Source organism: Rhizobium sp. HT1-10 (genome assembly GCF_049472505.1).
GTDB lineage: Bacteria > Pseudomonadota > Alphaproteobacteria > Rhizobiales > Rhizobiaceae > Rhizobium.
The window spans coordinates 836837-856243 of the sequence record NZ_JBCEBQ010000001.1 but is presented as its reverse complement, the minus strand read 5'-3'; the positions used below and the strand labels follow the sequence as shown (position 1 = coordinate 856243).

Here is a 19407-nt window from a genome sequence, read left to right as displayed (position 1 = left end):
GTCCCGTTCTTACTTCGGCTGTGGGGCAAGCGGCGTGACGTGCAGCGCAGCATTGTAATTATGTATCAGCAAGTCGACAGACGCAGCGGATACGTCGAAGACAGGCTGCGGATAGATCCCGAAGAACAGCGTCACCAGGATCATCGGATAGACGATGAACTTTTCCCGGATCGAGATGTCGAGAAGGTCCTTGATCTTCGGGTTGGTGACCGCACCGAAGATCATTCGGCGATAGAGCCAGAGCATGTAGGCAGCCGACAGGATAACGCCGGTAGCGGCAAAGAAAGCCGTCCAGGTGCTGATGCGGAAGACGCCGATCGTGGTCAGCAGCTCGCCGACGAAGCCGGACGTGCCGGGCAGACCGACATTGGCCATGGTGAAGAACATGAAGGCCACTGCGTATTTCGGCATAGTGCTGACGATGCCGCCATAGGCGGTGATCTCGCGGGTGTGCATGCGCTCGTAGATGACGCCGACGCAGAGGAACAGCGCGCCCGAGATCAGACCGTGCGACAACATCTGGAACAGCGCGCCGTGGATGCCCTGCTGGTTGACGGCGAAGATGCCCATGGTGACGTAGCCCATGTGGGCGACGGACGAATAGGCGATCATCTTCTTGATGTCGGTCTGCATCAGCGCGACGTAGGAGGCGTAGATGATGGCGATGACCGAAAGCACCATCATCATCGGCGCGAAGTAGGCGGAAGCATCGGGGAACATCGGCAACGAGAAGCGCAGGAAGCCGTAGCCACCGAACTTCAAGAGCAGCGCCGCAAGGTCGACCGAGCCTGCGGTCGGTGCTTCGACGTGGGCGTCGGGCAGCCAGGTGTGGAACGGCCACATCGGCACCTTCACGGCGAAGGAGACGAAGAAGGCGAGCCACAGCCAATACTGCATCTTCACCGAATACTGATGGGCGAGGATGTCCGGGATCGCTGTCGAGCCGACCTCGTTATAGACCACGATGATCGCGACAAGCATGAAGATCGAGCCGAGCAGCGTGTAGAGGAAGAACTTGAACGAGGCATAGATGCGCCGCGGTCCGCCCCAGACGCCGATGATCAGGAACATCGGGATCAGGCTGGCTTCGAAGAAGACGTAGAACAGCACGATATCGAGCGACGCGAAAACGCCGAGAATGACGGTCTCTAGAACCAGGAAGGCGATCATGTAGTCGCGGACGCGATAGGTGATCGCGTTCCAGGAGGTCAACACGCCGAATGGCATGAGGAAGGTCGACAGCACGATGAACAGCATGGAGATGCCGTCGACGCCGACATGGTAGGAGATTCCGCGGGCGAGCCAGGAGTATTTCTCGACCATCTGGAAGCCGGCATTGCCGTTGTCGAAGCCGACCCAGACGAAGATCGACACCAGGAAGGTGACGAGCGTCGTCACCAGCGAGATGATCATGATGTTCTGGCGGCCGGCAGCGGTGTCGTCACGCATGAACAACAGCAGCAGGCAGCCGACCAGCGGCAGGAAAATGACCGTGGAAAGAATTGGCCAATCGGTCATCAGATAGAACTCCCGAGCATCATCCAGGTAACGAGGGCTGCGACGCCGAGCAGCATCGCGAAGGCGTAGTGATAGAGGTAGCCGGTCTGCAGGCGGACGACCTGGTTGGCAAGGTCAACGACGCGGGCAGCGACACCGTTCGGGCCGAACCGATCGATCGTGCCCTCATCGACGCCGTGCCAAAGGAAGCGGCCAAACGCCTTGGACGAGCGCACGAACAGGAAGTCGTAGAGTTCGTCGAAGTACCACTTGTTGAGCAGGAATTCGTAGAGCACGCGCTGCTGGCGCGCCAGCGCCTTCGGGGTCTCTGGCGACTTGATGTACATGTACCAGGCAATCACGAATCCGATGACCATGGCAATGAACGGGCTGAGCTCGACCCAAACAGGCAGGTGCTCCATCTCTTCCAGAATATGGTTGGACGGTGCCATGAACAGGGCACCCTTCCAGAAATGCTCAAAGCCTTCACCGACGAACTCGGTGTGGAACAGGAAACCGGCGGCAAGTGCGCCGAGCCCCAGCACATATAGCGGCACCAGCATGACGTTCGGCGATTCATGCACATGGTGCATGACCTCATGCGAGGCGCGGGGCTTGCCGAAGAAGGTGAGGAAGATCAGCCGCCAGGAATAGAAGCTGGTGAACAGCGCGGCGATGACCAGCAGCGTGAAGGCAAAGCCTGCGACCGGGCTCGCCGAGGCGAAGGAGGCCTCGATGATCGCATCCTTGGAGAAGAAGCCGGCAAAACCGATCGACGTGAAGGGAATGCCGAAGCCGGTGATTGCCAGCGTGCCGACGATCATCATCCAGAAGGTCTTCTGGATGTGCGGACGCAGGCCGCCCATCTTGCGCATGTCCTGTTCGCCACCGACCGAGTGGATGACAGAGCCGGCGCAGAGGAACAGCAGCGCCTTGAAGAAGGCGTGGGTGAAGAGGTGGAAGATCGCCGGGCCATAGGCGCCGACGCCGAGCGCCACGAACATGTAGCCGAGCTGCGAACAGGTCGAATAGGCGATGACGCGCTTGATGTCGTTCTGGACGAGTCCGACGGTGGCCGCGAAGAATGCGGTAATGGCACCGATGGTGGTGACAACGATCAGGGCGTTAGGCGAGAGTTCGAACAACGGCGACATGCGGGCGACGAGGAAGACGCCGGCGGTGACCATGGTTGCGGCGTGGATCAGCGCGGATACCGGTGTCGGGCCTTCCATGGCGTCAGGCAGCCAGGTGTGCAGCAGGAACTGCGCCGACTTGCCCATGGCACCCATGAACAGCAGCAGGCAGACGGCGGTCAGGGCGTTGCTGTGGTTGAGGTGCATTCCAACGAAGCTGAGGACGACGTCATCGGCGCGGCTGTTGGAGGCGAAGGACTGGGCGTTCGAGAAGATGACGTCGAAGCTGACCGAACCGAACAGCACGAAAATGCCGGCGATGCCGAGCAGGAAGCCGAAGTCGCCGATGCGGTTGACGACGAAGGCCTTGATGGCGGCGGCGTTGGCCGACGGCTTCTGGAACCAGAAGCCGATCAGCAGGTACGATGCCAGGCCGACGCCTTCCCAGCCGAAGAACAGCTGCAGCAGGTTGTTGGCAGTCACCAGCATGAGCATCATGAAGGTGAACAGCGACAGATAGGCAAAGAAACGCGGACGATTGGGATCGTCGTGCATGTAGCCGATCGAGTAGATGTGCACGAGGGTCGAGACGGTGTTGACGACGACGAACATGACCGCCGTCAGCGTGTCGATGCGCAGCTGCCAGGAAACGTCGAAGCGGCCGGACTGCATCCAGCGGAACAGATCGACGACAACAGTCTCCTGCGTGCCGAGCGCCACCTGGAAGAAGACGATCCAGGACAGTACGGCGACGATCACCATCAGGCCTGAAGTCAGGTATTCAGACGCCCGCGCGCCCATCTGGCGGCCGAAATAGCCGACGAGCAACGCACCGATCAGGGGAAGAAAGACGATAGCCTTATACAACAACATAGCGCGATCAGCCCTTCATCACATTGACGTCTTCCACGGCGATGGAGCCGCGGTTTCGGTAGAAGACAACCAGAATTGCAAGGCCGATGGCAGCTTCGGCGGCGGCGACCGTCAGGATGAACAGCGCGAAGACCTGGCCTACGATGTCGTTCAGGAAGGAAGAGAAGGCAACCATGTTGATGTTGACCGCGAGCAGGATCAGCTCGATCGACATCAGGATGATGATGACGTTCTTGCGGTTCAGGAAGATGCCGAAGACGCCGAGCACAAAGAGGATGGCGCTGACCGTCAGGTAGTGGGAAAGACCGATGACCATAGTGTTGTTCCTTTATCCCCGCGTCTCAGCTCAGATGCCCTGCCCGGGCTTGACGGTGACCACCTCGACGGCAGTCGCCGGCGTGCGGGCAACCTGTTTGGAAATATCCTGGCGCTTGATATTCACCCGATGGCGGAGCGTCAGCACGATGGCGCCGATCATCGAGACCAGCAGCACGAGGCCGGCGATCTCGAAGAAGAAGACGTAATTGGTATAGAGCACATCGCCGAGTGCCGCCGTATTGGTGCGGCTGGCGAGATCGGGGATCGGCATGGCGACAGTCTTGGCGATCTCCGGCGAAATGACGCTACCGCCGATGACGACGATCAGTTCGGCCGCGAGAATGATACCGATGATCGCACCGATGGGGGCGTAGCTCAGCAATCCGGAGCGCAGCTCGGCAAAGTCTACGTCGAGCATCATGACGACGAAAAGGAACAGAACCGCCACGGCCCCGACATAAACGACCAGCAGGATCATCGCCAGGAACTCGGCGCCCAAAAGCAGGAACAGACCTGCAGCGTTGAAGAACGTCAGGATGAGGAACAGGACCGAGTGAACCGGGTTCCGCGCCGAAATGACCATGAACGCCGACGCTACCGCGATAAAGGCGAACAGATAGAAAAATAGAGCCTGCAGACCCATGTTGGTGCCTTTTTCATCTTCCCACGGGCCTTCGGGAGGTTTCTCCCGGCCCGATCCGGCTTCGCATGGTTGGCGCGAAGCCCCGGTCTATCTTGAACCATGGCGATGGCGGAGGTTTCCGTCGGCCGTCACAGCATATTTGGGCGCAACGGCTCAGCGATAGGGCGAGTCGATTGCGATGTTGCGAGCGATTTCGCGCTCCCAGCGGTCGCCGTTTTCCAGAAGCCGCTGCTTGTCGAAATAAAGCTCTTCGCGGGTTTCCGTTGCGAATTCGAAATTTGGCCCTTCGACGATGGCGTCGACCGGGCAGGCTTCCTGGCAGAAGCCACAATAAATGCACTTCACCATGTCAATGTCATAACGCACCGTGCGGCGGGTACCGTCGTTGCGGCGCGGGCCGGCTTCGATGGTGATCGCCTGGGCCGGACAGATGGCTTCGCACAGCTTGCAGGCGATGCAACGTTCCTCGCCGTTCGGATAGCGGCGCAACGCGTGCTCGCCACGAAAGCGCGGGCTGACGGGTCCCTTTTCGAAAGGATAGTTGATCGTCGCCTTCTGCTTGAAGAAATAGCGCATCGTCAGCAGGAAGGCGCCGGCGAATTCCTTCAGAAACAGCGAGCCGATGGCGTTGGACAATCCGGCCATTTTAAACTCCAAATCTGCGTGAAGCTGCGAGCGACATGATCATGCCCACCCCGTCAGCTTCAGCACGAATGCAACGATGACGACCATGGCGAGCGACAGCGGCAGGAATACCTTCCAGCCGAGGCGCATGAGCTGGTCGTAGCGGTAGCGCGGTACGAAGGCCTTGACCATGGCGATCATGAAAAACACCATGCAGGACTTGATCAGGAACCAGATGATCCCGGGAACCCAGTTGAGGAACCAGACGTCGACCGGCGGCAGCCATCCGCCGAGGAACAGGATGGTCGTCAGCGAGCACATCATGACGATGGCGCAATATTCGCCGAGCATGAACATCATGTACATCGACGAGCCGTACTCGACCATGTAGCCGGCGACGAGCTCCGATTCCGCTTCCGGAAGGTCGAAGGGCGGACGGTTGGTTTCCGCCAGCGCCGAGATGAAGAAGATGATGAACATCGGGAACAGCGACAGCCAGTGCCAGTCGAGGAACGAGCTCGGCAGGCCGACCTTGGTGCCGAGACCGGCCTTCTGGGCGAGCACGATGTCGGACAGGTTCAGCGAGCCGACGCAGAGCAACACGGTCACGATGACAAGGCCGATGGAGACTTCGTAGGACACCATCTGGGCGGCCGAGCGCAGCGCGCCGAGGAAGGGATATTTCGAGTTCGAGCCCCAGCCCGCCATGATGATGGCGTAGACCTCGAGCGAGGAGATTGCCAGGATGTAGAGCACGCCGACATTGATGTTGGCGATGACCCAACCATCGGCCAGCGGAATGACCGCCCATGTCATCAGCGCCAGCGTCACCGAGACCAGCGGCGCCAGCAGGAAGACGCCCTTGTTGGCACCGGCCGGAATGAGCGGCTCCTTGAACATGAACTTCAAGAGGTCGGCGAAGGACTGGAACAGGCCGAAGGGACCGACGACGTTGGGGCCGCGCCGCAGCTGCACTGCTGCCCAGATCTTGCGGTCGGCAAGCAGGATGAAGGCGATGAACACCAGCAGGCAGACCAGCAGCAAGAGCGACTGGGCAGCCATGATGATCGTCGGCCAGACGTAGGCCATGAAGAATGAATCCATCGTCCCCTACCCTTACTCTGCCGCAGCCTGGAAATTGTTGCGGGCCAATGCCGAGCACTCCGCCATAACAGCGGAAGCACGCGCTATCGGGTTCGTCAAATAGAAGTCTTTGATCGGCGACGCAAACGCGGATTTGCCCATCTTCCCGGCTTTCTTCGACAAAGCGACAATTCTGGCACTGTCGGCCGTGGCGATCTCATCGATGGCGGCGAAATGCGGGAATGCAGCATAGAGTTTCGCCCGCAATTGGCTCAGCGAATCAAACGGCAGCTTGTGGCCGAGCACATCGGAGAGCGCCCTGAGGATTGCCCAGTCTTCGCGCGCATCACCCGGCGCGAAGCCGGCGCGGTTGCCCATCTGGACCCGGCCTTCAGTGTTGACCCAGATTCCCGACTTCTCGGTATAGGTCGCGCCTGGCAGGATGACGTCCGCCTTGTGGGCGCCGTTGTCGCCATGCGAGCCGATATAGACGGTGAACGCGGTCTTGCTGGAAAAATCCATCTCGTCCGCGCCGAGGAGAAAGAGCACGTCCATCGCCGTCAGCATCGCAGCCGCATTGACGCCCTTGGAACCCGGCACGAAGTCGAGATCGAGGCCGCCGACGCGGGAGGCGACCGTGTGCAGGACGGCAAGGCCGTTCCAGCCTTCGGCGACAGCGCCGACATTGGCAGCAAGCTTGGCGACGTTGGCAATGACGTCGGCCGCATCCTCACGAATGAATGCGCCGGCTCCGACGATAATCATCGGCCGCTCCGCATTCTTCAGGACGTCGGCGAATGCGTGACCGCCGTTCACCACGTCCAGAAGCGTGTCAGGGCCAGCGCCCAGATAATCGTAGCTATAGCGCATCTCGCCGCCCTCCCCGATCACACCGATCGGGAACTTGCCGCGACGCCAGCGCTTGCGGATGCGGGCGTTCAGGACGGCTGCCTCGTAGCGCGGGTTGGCGCCGACGATCAGCAGCGCGTCGGCCTGCTCGATGCCCTCGATGGTCGGGTTGAACAGATAGCTGGCGCGGCCGAGCGACGGATCGAATGCCGCCCCATCCTGCCGACAGTCGAGATTTTCAGAGCCGAGCGACTTCATCAGTTCCGACAGCGCGTACATTTCCTCGACAGAGGCGAGATCGCCGGCGATGGCGCCGATCTTGCTGCCGGACGTGGCAGCGACCGCCGACTTGATGGCGGAAAAGGCTTCCGGCCAGGTGGCGACCTGCAGACGACCGTCGCGGCGGACATAGGGCTTGTCGAGACGCTGGGTCTTGAGGCCGTCCCAGATGTAGCGGCTCTTGTCGGAGATCCACTCTTCGTTGATGGCGTCGTTGGTGCGCGGCAGGATGCGCATGACTTCGCGGCCGCGCGTATCGACGCGGATCGCCGAGCCCAGCGCATCCATCACGTCAATCGATTCGGTCTTGTTGAGTTCCCAAGGACGGGCGGTGAAGGCGAATGGCTTGGAGGTCAGCGCGCCGACCGGGCAGAGATCAACGACGTTGCCCTGAAGCTCCGATGTCATCGCCTGCTCGAGATAGGTGGTGATCTCGGCATCCTCGCCACGGCCGATCAGGCCGAGCTCGGAAATACCGCCGACTTCCGTCGTGAAGCGGACGCAGCGCGTGCAGTGGATGCAGCGGTTCATCACCGTCTTGACCAACGGGCCGATATACTTGTCCTCGACGGCACGCTTGTCTTCGCGATAGCGCGAGGAGTCGATGCCGAAGGCCATGGCCTGGTCCTGCAGGTCGCATTCGCCGCCCTGGTCGCAGATCGGGCAATCCAGCGGGTGATTGATAAGCAGGAATTCCATCACGCCTTCGCGGGCCTTCTTGACCATCGGCGTGTTGGTGAAGATTTCCGGCAGCTCGCCGTTCGGGCCGCCGCGGATGTCGCGCACGCCCATGGCGCAGGACGCCTGCGGCTTGGGCGGTCCGCCCTTCACCTCGATCAGGCACATGCGGCAGTTGCCGGCGACCGACAGGCGTTCGTGGAAGCAGAAGCGCGGAACTTCGGCGCCGGCTTCCTCGCACGCCTGGATGAGCGTGTAGTGATCCGGGACTTCGATCTCTTTGCCGTCAATCTTCAGTTTTGCCATCGTCCACTCAGTCCTGTTTCGCATCTGCCGCCGGACCCGGCTGCAACAAATTCATGACCGCAACACCCTCGCCGACGACCGACCCGAGGCCGGCTAGCGATGCAATTGCCTGGTATTTCACACGGAGCACCACCCCTTTGCGGCCCCCCGCGCCAAGCAGCGAATCATCGGACACCGTCCACAATCAACTGCTTCTTTCATTCTCCCGGCGGCCGCTCTGGTCAACCGTCGATCGTCTTTCGAACGGCATCGCGCCGTTTCATCGCATCCGCAACGAGCCGGCGGCTGCTTGCCGGCGACCTCGCTGTTATTCGGCCGCTTCCAGCACCGCGCCGTGATCCGTCGCATTTGCACTGTACTGATCGATCCGCTTTTCGATCTCGGGACGGAAATGGCGGATCAGGCCCTGCACGGGCCAGGATGCTGCATCGCCGAGCGCGCAGATCGTATGACCTTCGATCTGCTTGGTTACCTGCAGCAGCATGTCGATTTCACGCTTCTGGGCGTTACCCCGCGCCATGCGCTCCAAGACCCGCCACATCCAGCCGGTGCCTTCGCGGCACGGCGTGCACTGGCCGCAGCTTTCATGTTTGAAGAAGGCCGAGATGCGGGCGATCGCCTTGATGACGTCTGTCGACTTGTCCATCACGATCGATGCGCCGGTCCCGAAAGAGGACCCTGCTGCCCGCATGCCGTCGAAATCCATGATGCCGTCGATCATGTCCTTGGCCGGCACGATCGGGCAGGATGCGCCGCCGGGAATGACCGCCAGCAGATTGTCCCAGCCGCCGCGAATGCCGCCGGCGTGCTTGTCGACGAGTTCGCGGAAGGTGATGCCCATGCTCTCTTCGACAGTCACCGGCTTATTGACGTGACCGGACAGCATGAAAAGCTTGGTGCCGACGTTGTTCGCCCGGCCGATGCCGGAGAACCACCCGGCACCACGGCGCAGGATGGTCGGGGCGACGGCGATCGACTCAACATTGTTGACGGTCGTCGGGCAGCCGTAGAGACCCATGTTTGCCGGGAACGGCGGCTTCAGGCGCGGCTGGCCCTTCTTGCCCTCGAGGCTTTCGAGCAGGGCGGTTTCTTCGCCGCAGATATAGGCGCCGGCACCATGATGGACAATGATATCAATGTCGTAGCCGAGCTTGTTGTTCTTGCCGAGCAGGCCCGCATCATAGCATTCGTCGATCGCGGCCTGCAGCGCCTGACGCTCGCGGATATATTCGCCACGCACATAGATGTAGGCGTGGTTGGCACCCATGGCGAAGGAGGCGATGACGCAGCCTTCGACCAGCGTATGCGGATCGTGGCGCAGGATGTCGCGGTCCTTGCAGGTGCCGGGCTCCGATTCATCGGCATTGACGACCAGATAGTGCGGACGGCCGTCGTTTTCCTTCGGCATGAACGACCATTTCAAGCCCGTCGGGAAGCCGGCGCCGCCGCGACCGCGCAGGCCGGACGCCTTCATCTCGTTGATGATCCAGTCGCGACCCTTTTCGAGGATCTGCTTGGTCCCATCCCAATGTCCACGGCTCATAGCACCCTTCAGCGACTTGTCGCGCAGGCCATAGATATTCGTGAAGATGCGATCCTGATCGTTCAGCATGTGCTTATTCCGCCGGTTCGTCGATTATTTCGAGACGCTTTTCGATGTGTGGGTTTCGGCCGTCCATGGGGTCATTTTCACTTTCGGCCATCCCCGCCTTTGTCGCTGCGGCTTTGTTCGGAAGTTGCCGGAGCATCTGACGCTGGTGCAGCTTTGGCCTTCGCCGGGCCGGTGGCATTGTTGTCGGGCTTGGCCGGTTCTGCGTTCGGCGTCCCGGCAGGTGCGGCCGACTTGCCGTCAGCCGGGCTCTTCAATGCCGCGTTGGTTTCCGCATCCGTGCTTTTCGGACGTGCCGCCTCGGATGGAGGTGTGGTCGCCCCCTCGCCCACGGCAGCCTCCGGTGGCTTGTCGTCTGCCTTCGCATAGGGCTGAAACTCGCCGAGCAGCGCCGTCGGGCCGCCTTCCGGCGAAGAGAACCAGCGGTCGATCTGCGGACCTGGCTTGATCTCGTCGCCCTTGCCTGCTGCGAAGGTGTCGATGATCTCGCCGAGACGTTCCGGCGTCAGGTCTTCATAGGTGTCGTGGCCGATCATTACCATTGGGGCGTTGACGCAAGCCCCAAGACATTCCACCTCTTCCCAGGACAGCGTGCCGTCTGCGTTGCGTGCGAAGGTATGCTCGTGGATCTTGCTCTTGCACACCTTCATCAGCGCTTCGGAGCCGCGCAGCATGCAAGGCGTCGTGCCGCAGACCTGGACATGGGCGCGCGTGCCGACCGGATGCAGCTGGAACTGGGTGTAGAAGGTGGCGATTTCGAGCACGCGGATATAGGCCATGCCAAGCATGTCGGCGACCTTCTCGATCGCCGCCTTGCTGACCCAGCCTTCCTGATCCTGCGCACGCATCAGCACCGGAATGACCGCCGATTGCTGGCGCCCTTCCGGGTATTTCTTGATCGTCCGGTCAACCCAGGCGGCGTTATCGTCCGTAAAGGCGAAGCCTGCGGGCTGGAACTGACTTTCTGCTAAACGACGAACGGACATTCTTTGACGCCTTATCTCAGTTTATGGATCCACACCGCGTACCGGTCAGGGACTCGAATTCGCAGGCATAGGCCGACTGGTCTTTTTGCATAAATACGATGAACTTACCGCCATTCGGTACGGCGGCCTTTATATCATAACCCTTGGTCAGGAGCTCCGCCATGGTCGACTCGCCTGCAGCCGTCCCCGCAGCCGGGAAACCGGCGACCGGCGGCTTGATGACCTGCCCCATCGAGCCGAGCTTCGTGGTCGTCTGCTGCGCAGAAGCGGCCGACGCGAAGAGCAAGGCAAGGGTGACGAGGGCCAGACGCTTCATCAGCGATCGACCTCGCCGAAGACGATGTCGAGAGAGCCGAGCACGGCTGTCACGTCAGCCAGCTGATGGCCGCGGCAGAGAAAATCCATCGCCTGGAGGTGGACGAAGCCCGGCGCGCGGATCTTGCAGCGATACGGCTTGTTCGAACCGTCGGCGACCAGATAGACGCCGAACTCGCCCTTCGGCGCCTCGACGGCCGCATATACCTCGCCGGCCGGCACGTGATAGCCTTCGGTGTAGAGCTTGAAATGGTGGATCAGGCCTTCCATCGAGCGTTTCATGTCGCCGCGCTTCGGCGGCACGACCTTGCCGTCCAGCGACGAGACCGGGCCGGTCTTGGCGACGCCGAGCAACCGATCGACGCACTGCTTCATGATGCGGACGGACTGACGCATCTCTTCCATGCGGATCAGGTAGCGATCGAAACAGTCGCCATTCTTGCCGATGGCAATATCGAATTCGAGGTCGGAATAGCACTCATAGGGCTGCGAGCGGCGCAGGTCCCACTTGGCGCCGGAGCCACGAATCATGACGCCGGAAAAGCCCATGTTCCAGGCGTCTTCCAGCTTGACCACGCCGATGTCGACGTTGCGCTGCTTGAAGATACGGTTGCCCGTCAGGAGGCCCTCGATGTCATCCAGAATCTTCAGGAACGGATCGCACCACTTGCCGATGTCCTCGACCAGCTCAGGCGGAATATCCTGATGGACGCCGCCCGGACGGAAATAGGCGGCATGCAAACGAGCACCGCAGGCGCGCTCGTAAAAGATCATCAGCTTTTCGCGCTCTTCGAAGCCCCATACCGGCGGCGTCATCGCGCCGACGTCCATCGCCTGGGTGGTGACGTTCATGATATGCGACAGGATACGGCCGATTTCCGAATAGAGAACGCGGATCAACTGGCCGCGGATCGGAATTTCAAGACCGAGCAGCTTCTCGACGCCGAGCGCGAACGCATGCTCCTGGTTCATCGGCGCGACGTAGTCCAGCCGGTCGAAATAGGGCACGGCCTGCAGATAGGTCTTCGTCTCGATCAGCTTCTCGGTCCCGCGATGCAGAAGGCCGATATGCGGATCGACGCGCTCGACAATTTCACCGTCCAGCTCCAGCACCAGACGCAGCACGCCGTGCGCGGAAGGGTGCTCCGGACCGAAGTTGATCGTGAAATTGCGGACGTTGTGTTCAGTCATGGCTTCGCGCTCCGCGCTGGCATTAGTCTTTGTAGAAGCAGTGCGTGGAGGCCGCTGATATCACAACAGCCTCCCTGTCCTACTGCTTCGCCTTCTCGTCGCCCGGCAGCACCACCGGCGGCAAGACGTAGTCCGTGCCCTCCCATGGGCTCAGGAAGTCGAAATTGCGAAATTCCTGCTTCAGTTCGACCGACTCATAGACAACCCGCTTGGCCAGATCATCGTAGCGTACTTCGACGAAGCCCGTGGTCGGAAAATCCTTGCGCAGCGGATGACCCTCGAAGCCGTAATCCGTGAGGATGCGGCGAAGGTCGGTATGGCCGGAAAAGGTGATGCCAAAGAGATCCCACGCCTCCCGCTCGAACCAGTCGGCTCCGCGAAACACGCCACCGGCCGAAGGTACGGCGCGGCTTTCCGTCGTTGTCAGCTTGATGCGGATGCGCAGGTTCCTGGTCGGCGACATCAGGTGATAGACGACGTCGAAGCGCTCAAGCCGCTGCGGCCAATCCACACCACAGATATCCACCAGCGAGATGAAGGCACACTGCGGATCGTCTCGCAGGAAGGTCAGGAGGGCGACAATGTTGTCGGCATCCGTCTTCAACGTCAGTTCGCCAAAGCTGATCTCGGACGAAGAGATCAACGCGCCGCGCGCGTTGCCGATATAGGCGGAAAGCTCGGTCAGGGCCTCAGTCATATTGCGTGTCCCTTGCCTTAGCGTTCGATCGTACCGGTGCGCCGGATCTTCTTCTGCAGCAGCAGCACGCCGTAAAGCAGCGCTTCTGCCGTCGGAGGACAGCCCGGCACGTAGATATCGACCGGAACGACGCGGTCGCAGCCACGGACGACGGAATAGGAATAGTGATAGTAGCCACCGCCATTGGCGCAGGAGCCCATCGAGATGACGTACCGTGGCTCGGGCATCTGGTCGTAGACCTTGCGAAGCGCCGGGGCCATCTTGTTGGTGAGCGTGCCGGCGACGATCATCACGTCCGACTGGCGCGGCGATGCGCGCGGGGCGACACCGAAGCGCTCCATGTCGTAGCGCGGGCCGGATACCTGCATCAGGCCTTCGACGGCGCAGCAGGCAAGGCCGAACTGCATCCACATCAAGGAGCCGGTGCGGGCCCATGTGATCAGGCTTTCGGTGCTCGTCGTCAGGAAGCCCTTGTCGGCCAGCTCATCGTTGACTTCGCCGAAAAATGGATCGTTGCTGCCGATCGGACGGCCGGTCGAGGGATCGACAAGGCCCTTCGGCTGAGGCGCGATCAGCGTCGCATTGCTATTGGCTACTCCCATTCGAGTGCTCCCTTCTTCCATTCATACACGAAGCCGATCGTCAGTACGCCGAGGAACACCATCATCGACCACAATCCGAACCAGCCGATCGACGAGAAGGATACGGCCCAGGGAAACAGGAAGGCGACTTCCAGATCGAAAATGATGAAGAGAATCGACACGAGATAGAATCGAATGTCGAATTTCATGCGAGCGTCGTCGAAGGCGTTGAAGCCGCATTCGAACGCCGAAAGCTTCTCCGGATCGGGCGCCTTGAAGGCGACAGCAAAGGGCGTAATCAGCAGCGCAAGGCCGATGACAAGGGAGATTCCTATGAAGATCGCAATCGGCAGATAGGAGGCGAGAAGTCCAGTCATGGTGTCTATCCCTGCCTGCGGGGGGAAGCGCCGGGGCGGCACCTCGGGGCGATTGCCCAGCAAGCGAAAGAGCGTTGCAACACGCCGTGGTTATCGCAGGCGGCGCGCCGGTGCAAGAACTTTGACGGCCGATTTGGAGGCGCGACCAAACACCTCATAGGTTCGCGCTAGAGTGGGCTCGGGCTCGGGCTCAAAACAATGGCCGACGCCTTCACGAATTGGCCATAACGGGCGGAGAGGAGGAAGGCGAGATTAGCCGTCGATGGGTAGCGTGGGGCAAGCCCGTGGTGAGGATTCGCCAAACATACATCACCAATTGCGTGCCACGGTTGGCGCCGCAAGGGCGATTTCGATTTTTGGAAGCATTTGGTTAAATGGCGCGAGTGACGGGGCTCGAACCCGCGACCTCCGGCGTGACAGGCCGGCACTCTAACCAACTGAGCTACACCCGCGCATATTTTTTGACCCTAAGGCCTTGGATAGTCCCTATCCGGAAGGCGGTCGCGAGCGATCCGCTTGACTTGAAATGGCGCGAGTGACGGGGCTCGAACCCGCGACCTCCGGCGTGACAGGCCGGCACTCTAACCAACTGAGCTACACCCGCAATTCATTTCAAGTAGTCCGGATACTTTCGTATCCACCCGAGCGGCTTGCCGTTCGATGAGCGGCTAACTACGAGGTTCGTCTTTTGGTGTCAAGCAGCTTTGAAGACAATTCCATGACCGCAACCGATTTGTTTTTGCAGATATCGAAAGCTATCCACAGACGGAGAATATCGGGCTGAAATGCGAGACGAAATTGCAGAGTGCTGTCTCTGGCGCAACAACGACTTCAAGGCGTGATGCTGCGAATCAGCACGAGCCGCCAAAACAGGAGAATGCAGCCCGATCAGCCTCAGATTCACTGTCCCCGATACTGCTCTTCTGAAACGAACTCCATCCAGTCTGCGGCCTTGCCATCCTGCATCTCCTGGATGGCGATGTGGGTTAAGGCCGTATCGGCGCCGGCGCCATGCCAATGCTTCTCTCCCGGCGGAAACCAGATGACGTCGCCCGGGCCGATTTCTCGAATCTCGCCGCCCCACGCCTGCGCCAGGCCCTTGCCGGCCGTGACCACCAGCGTCTGTCCGAGCGGGTGGGTGTGCCAGGCGGTGCGCGCGCCGGGCTCGAAGGTGACGCTGACCGCCTGCACCCGGCTCGGCTCCGGGGTCTGTATCAGCGGGTCCTGGCGCACCGCACCGGTGAAGTAGTCCGCCGGTGCCTTCAACGAGGCGCGTGATCCATTTGGCTTGATGTCCATGTTTTTTGCTCCGATGACGCTCGCTGCCCGCTTGATCCAGCGGTTCGACATCAACGTAAGGACATACAAGGCCTTCTCCAAGAGACGCCTGCATCACGGGAGAGATTTCATGCGTTACGGACCAACCCTCGCCGCGGCCGCGTTGCTGCAGCTCGCCGCTGTGGCAGGTGCATCGGCGGCCGACCTGCGGCTAGAGAAGTACTTCGCCGGACACACTGTCGCGACAGGGCATTTCGGCGCCATCAACGGCGTCAGCCGCGACTTCACCGTCAAGCTGACCGGCACCTCCTCCGGCAAGCTGTTTTCGCTGCGCGAAGATTTCCGCTATTCAGACGGCGAAACGGATCGCAAGACCTGGCGCTTCACCAAGACCGGCCCCAACACCTACCGTGGCACCCGGGAAGACGTCGTCGGCGACACCGAGGTGAAGATATCCGGCCAGACGGCCCGCTTCACCTATCTCGTGAACCTGTCGCCGAAGGGCAAGCCCAACATCGTGCGCTTTCACGACAGCATGGTCGTGCAGCCGGACGGCAGCATGATCAACAACGCCTGGGTGACGAAGTACGGTTTTCCGGTCGCCCGCACCCATGTGGTGTTCACGCGTAAGCGCTGACCGCTATAGCCTGATCAGGTCGAGATCCCGGCCGATCTCACGCGTGGCGATATCGACGACGCTCATCTCATGGGTAAAGAGAATCGTCTGGAAGCGATCGGCCGTACCGGCGAGAGCGCGCAGGCCGGACGCTGTGCGATCGTCGTCGAAGGTCTGGAAGATGTCGTCGACGACAAGCGGTGCCGGCTCGTTGCGAGTGGAATAATCTTCGAGAAAGGCCAGGCGGAGGGCGAGATAGAGCTGGTCGCCCGTGCCTTCGCTGAGGCCGTCGAGCGGCACCTTCTCGCCGCTGTCGCGCTCCGCCTGCAGCTGCAGTTCATCCTTGTCGTCGTAGAGCTGCACCAGGCGGGCAAAGCGCCCTCCCGTGAGCACCGAGAACAGCTCCCCTGCCCGGCGCATCACGGGGTCGGCCTGGCGCTCACGGTAGGTCTCCATGGATGAGGCGAGCAGGCTGGATGCCAGTTTCAGCACCAGCCATTCGCGGGCCAGATCCTTGGCCTCCGTCTCGGCCGCGTATTTCTGGAACACAGCCGCCTCGGCACCGACGCCTGTCTCCAGCAGCTGCCGCTGCCGCTGGTTTTCCGCCTGACGGACATTCAATTCGGCAAAACGGCTCAGCTGCGTCTGGTCGCGCGTGGCAAGCTGTTCGATCTCCAGCGCGGCAAGCACCCGGTCGAAGCCGGAGAGATCGGCGCGAACATGCTCCTCGTCCTCACCGCTCGCCTGCAGGGCGAAGCGCCCCCGGCTCTCGGACAGGCGGGTCTGAAGGCGGCGGCGTTCTTCCAGCCGTGCCAGCAGCGCGTCGAGGTCGCTCGCCTCCGGCGCAAGCTTGGCAAGCTCTGCCAGTTCCGCCTCGGCCTCAGCAAAGTCCGCCCGGCATCGGGCAAGGCGCAGCTCGGCCTGCTGCCGGGCTTTTTCCAGCGCTGCCCGGCGCTGCTCGCCGGCATTGGCGGACACCGCCCGTTCGTGCAGCGCCTCGGCCGCTGCGTCTGGCGCCAAAGGCTTCAGTTCCGGCGCGATGGAGCCGACCAGCTCCTGCACCGCCCGCTCGAAAGTAGCAGTATCCCGTTGCATGCCACGCACGCGTCGTCTCCGGTTCTCCCGCTCCATCAGCGTGTCCGGCAGCGTCTTCCATATCTCAAGCGCTGCCTCTGCCATCTCCATGGTGGCGCCCTCCGGAAGGCCGATCGCCTGGACCGCATCGGCAAAATCCACCTCGAATTTCTCGGCGGACAGGCGGATATCGGCCTGGCGCTGTTCCAGCCGGGCGAGTGCGTCGAGCGCGGCTGTGCGCTTGCCCTCGGCGGCGCGGCTGTTGGTCCAGCGCTCGCCGATCGCCTCGATGTGCCGCGCCAGCCCTCTGGCAAGCGCGGTTGGCGAAAGCGTCGATGGCGTGTTGTATCCCGTCGCATCGGATAGAGCCGTCAGCATGGGGGCGAGCCGTGCCTCCTTGCGCTTCAGTTCGGCAAGTTCATCCCTGATGTCGTTCAGCGCTTCGCGCTGGCGGAAGAGAGCGTCGACAGCGCGGCGCCAGTCGATCATCCGCTCCGGCGCAAGCGGCTTGATGCCGCTCGGCTCGAACAGCTCGCGATAGTTTTTGCGCGCGGCCTCGAGCAAGCGATCGCGACTGAAGCTCAACGCACTCGCCGCCTCAAGCTCGGCCTCCATCTGCCCCTGCCGCAACCTCAGCTGGGCGTGGCGCGAGACTCGATCGGCGTCAGCAAGGGCGAGATCGGCAAGCCGGTCGGCTTCGCCAATGGCCTCCGAAACCGCGTGTGTGTTGCTCACCGACACCTTGGGGGCGCTCGCAACGGATTGCCAGGCCGCGTCGCGCACGGCACGGGCCTCGGCGATCTGTTCGCGGGTGACGATTGTGCCCTTCTGCTGCATGCCGGCAATCTTGGCGGCGATATCGGCGGCTTCCGCCTCAAGGGTCGCAAGGCGGCTGGCGGCCTCGCGGCTGTCAGCCTCTGCCTCGGCCAGGATATCGCTGTGGCGAGTGAGCGCGGCGATGTCAGGCAATGGCAACGACAGCAGCCGCTCCAGGTCGTTGACAGCAGGCAGCAAGCGGCCGGCGGCGCTGTCGAGGTCGCCCTCCAGCCTCGTCACCTGCACCGCGACCGCATCGAGCCGCGCCAGTTCGGCGAGGTCCGGCTGCAGCACCGCCAGTTGCTCCTGATAGGGCTTGGGATCGATGAGCCGGCCGCTGGCCGCCATCTCGTCCAGTCGTCGCAGTTGATCGCGCTCCTCGGCGAGCCTCTGGACGACGTCTGCATGGTCGCGGCGGATCGCCACGCCATCGGCCACCAGCTTGCGCGCGCGCGCCAGGTCGGCGTCGCTCGGTTGCACCCTTTCGACCTCGTGCGCATCCGCAAGGCCCAGCCTGCGGGCAGTCTGCAGCAGGCGCGCGTCGAACTCGTCGATTTCGCCGGAGACGCGCCGCATGTCCTTGATCTTCGACCGGTAATCGGCAGTCTCCGCATAGCGGGCCATGATCAGGGCTGCGGCATCGCGCGTCGCTTCGTCGACCGGCGTCGCACCGATCTCGTCAGCGATCCGGTCCATCTCGGCATCGGCAGCGCGGATAGCCGCCTCCATCCCCTCGCGCCGCTCGAGCGCCTGGGAAAGGTCGGCGGCAAAAACGGCGGGCAAGGACGCAAGATCTGCAAAATGGGTAAGCTGCTCTTCCTCGGCATCGATTTCCGCCAGAACTGGCTCAAGAGTCCTTAGCATCGTCAGACGGTCGAGGGCGCGCTTGGTCTCCTGACGCTCGGCCTTCAGCGCGGCAAGCTGCGCTTCGATATCGGCGGCATCGGCCAGCAGGCGCTTCCAGTCGCCTGACTTCAATTCGCTTTCGCGTTCGGCACGCTTGGCTTCGTCGTGGCGTTCGAGCGCCTGATAGAAAGAGCGGTCCTTGGATTTCCTTGGGCCGTAGATGAGGTCGGCCTCGCTTTCCAGCGACTGTTTCAACTGTGTCAGCCCGAGCAGCCCGGACGCTGCGGAAAACAACAGGCTGCCGATCTCGCCGCCGCCCTTCAGCATCGCCGCAGCGCCGCGGCGAAGCCTGTCGGAGTTGAGGCCGAAAGCGCGCTCGAAGACATCACGGTTGAGGCTGCCGAGAAAGGCGGCCAGGGCATCTTCCGACAGCGCTGCCTCAGCGGCATCGGCCGAAAGCAGCGTGTTCTTGCGTCCACGCCGGCGCCGGAAGGACAGGTTCTGGCCATTGCTCCCGGTTATTTCCGCACCGACGCGCAATGTGTTGGCGTCGTGCAGGAAGCTATATTCGGCGGCCGTGGGAAAACCGAACATCAGGTCGGAGATCGCAGCCAGGGCCGAGGATTTTCCCGCCTCGTTGGGGCCGTAGATAATGTGCAGCCGCGCATCCGGTCGGAAGACCAGGATGCGGTCGGTGAGTGCGCCATAGCGCAGGATATCCAGCCTATTGAAGCGCAT

At 61.8% G+C, this 19407-nt stretch carries 16 protein-coding genes, 2 tRNA genes and 1 pseudogene; 1 reads left to right on the top strand and 18 read right to left on the bottom strand.

Annotated features, from left to right (window positions below; genetic code table 11):
• Nucleotides 1-9: 9 nt before the first annotated feature.
• From VH564_RS04290 to VH564_RS04210, 17 genes and pseudogenes are all read right to left on the bottom strand, one after another.
• Nucleotides 10-1518, bottom strand: a complete 1509-nt coding sequence (locus VH564_RS04290) for an NADH-quinone oxidoreductase subunit M (RefSeq protein WP_423338548.1) — start codon at nucleotides 1516-1518, stop codon at nucleotides 10-12.
• On the bottom strand, nucleotides 1518-3503 hold the full coding sequence (gene nuoL, locus VH564_RS04285) for an NADH-quinone oxidoreductase subunit L (RefSeq protein ID WP_423338547.1): 1986 nt from the start codon (nucleotides 3501-3503) through the stop codon (nucleotides 1518-1520). The genes VH564_RS04290 and nuoL overlap by 1 nt, the downstream gene beginning before the upstream one ends.
• A 7-nt stretch (nucleotides 3504-3510) precedes the next feature.
• Nucleotides 3511-3819 (bottom strand): NADH-quinone oxidoreductase subunit NuoK, encoded by a 309-nt coding sequence (gene nuoK, locus VH564_RS04280; RefSeq protein WP_004122490.1) that lies wholly within the window; start codon nucleotides 3817-3819, stop codon nucleotides 3511-3513.
• 30 nt (nucleotides 3820-3849) lie between these two features.
• Nucleotides 3850-4464: an NADH-quinone oxidoreductase subunit J gene (locus VH564_RS04275; RefSeq protein ID WP_423338546.1), complete on the bottom strand. Its 615-nt coding sequence runs from the start codon at nucleotides 4462-4464 to the stop codon at nucleotides 3850-3852.
• A 153-nt stretch (nucleotides 4465-4617) separates the two neighbouring features.
• Entirely contained in the window at nucleotides 4618-5109 is a 492-nt protein-coding gene (gene nuoI, locus VH564_RS04270; RefSeq protein ID WP_423338545.1) for an NADH-quinone oxidoreductase subunit NuoI, read from the bottom strand.
• Between the two features lie 39 nt (nucleotides 5110-5148).
• Entirely contained in the window at nucleotides 5149-6192 is a 1044-nt protein-coding gene (nuoH, locus tag VH564_RS04265) for an NADH-quinone oxidoreductase subunit NuoH (RefSeq protein WP_423338544.1), read from the bottom strand.
• 12 nt (nucleotides 6193-6204) lie between these two features.
• On the bottom strand, nucleotides 6205-8283 hold the full coding sequence (nuoG, locus tag VH564_RS04260) for an NADH-quinone oxidoreductase subunit NuoG (RefSeq protein WP_423338543.1): 2079 nt from the start codon (nucleotides 8281-8283) through the stop codon (nucleotides 6205-6207).
• Between the two features lie 307 nt (nucleotides 8284-8590).
• The gene (gene nuoF / locus VH564_RS04255) at nucleotides 8591-9895 is read right to left on the bottom strand and encodes an NADH-quinone oxidoreductase subunit NuoF (RefSeq protein WP_423338542.1); all 1305 of its coding nucleotides are present in this window, start codon (nucleotides 9893-9895) and stop codon (nucleotides 8591-8593) included.
• A 107-nt stretch (nucleotides 9896-10002) separates the two neighbouring features.
• A pseudogene (gene nuoE / locus VH564_RS04250) lies at nucleotides 10003-10878 on the bottom strand (NADH-quinone oxidoreductase subunit NuoE); the annotation flags it as partial.
• 16 nt (nucleotides 10879-10894) lie between these two features.
• Nucleotides 10895-11110 carry a hypothetical protein gene (locus VH564_RS04245; RefSeq protein ID WP_423338744.1) on the bottom strand — a complete coding sequence of 72 codons (216 nt, stop codon included), beginning with the start codon at nucleotides 11108-11110 and terminating at the stop codon, nucleotides 10895-10897.
• An 83-nt stretch (nucleotides 11111-11193) separates the two neighbouring features.
• A complete protein-coding gene (locus tag VH564_RS04240; protein ID WP_142829055.1) occupies nucleotides 11194-12384 on the bottom strand; it encodes an NADH-quinone oxidoreductase subunit D in 1191 nt (396 codons plus the stop codon).
• Between the two features lie 79 nt (nucleotides 12385-12463).
• Nucleotides 12464-13081: an NADH-quinone oxidoreductase subunit C gene (locus VH564_RS04235; protein ID WP_423338541.1), complete on the bottom strand. Its 618-nt coding sequence runs from the start codon at nucleotides 13079-13081 to the stop codon at nucleotides 12464-12466.
• Nucleotides 13082-13098: 17 nt separating this feature from the next.
• Nucleotides 13099-13683, bottom strand: a complete 585-nt coding sequence (locus tag VH564_RS04230; RefSeq protein WP_423338540.1) for a NuoB/complex I 20 kDa subunit family protein — start codon at nucleotides 13681-13683, stop codon at nucleotides 13099-13101.
• The gene (locus tag VH564_RS04225; protein ID WP_423338539.1) at nucleotides 13674-14039 is read right to left on the bottom strand and encodes an NADH-quinone oxidoreductase subunit A; all 366 of its coding nucleotides are present in this window, start codon (nucleotides 14037-14039) and stop codon (nucleotides 13674-13676) included. Before VH564_RS04225 ends, VH564_RS04230 begins: the two co-directional genes overlap by 10 nt.
• A 375-nt stretch (nucleotides 14040-14414) precedes the next feature.
• Nucleotides 14415-14491 (bottom strand) — tRNA-Asp (locus VH564_RS04220).
• Between the two features lie 75 nt (nucleotides 14492-14566).
• Nucleotides 14567-14643 (bottom strand) — tRNA-Asp (locus VH564_RS04215).
• Nucleotides 14644-14939: 296 nt separating this feature from the next.
• On the bottom strand, nucleotides 14940-15338 hold the full coding sequence (locus VH564_RS04210) for a (R)-mandelonitrile lyase (RefSeq protein ID WP_423338743.1): 399 nt from the start codon (nucleotides 15336-15338) through the stop codon (nucleotides 14940-14942).
• Nucleotides 15339-15447: 109 nt separating this feature from the next.
• Here VH564_RS04210 and VH564_RS04205 point away from each other — a divergent pair, with 109 nt between their 5' ends.
• Entirely contained in the window at nucleotides 15448-15954 is a 507-nt protein-coding gene (locus VH564_RS04205) for a DUF3833 family protein (RefSeq protein ID WP_423338538.1), read from the top strand.
• 3 nt (nucleotides 15955-15957) lie between these two features.
• On the opposite strand, the gene VH564_RS04200 is transcribed toward VH564_RS04205, so the two are convergent.
• Entirely contained in the window at nucleotides 15958-19407 is a 3450-nt protein-coding gene (locus VH564_RS04200) for an AAA family ATPase (protein ID WP_423338537.1), read from the bottom strand.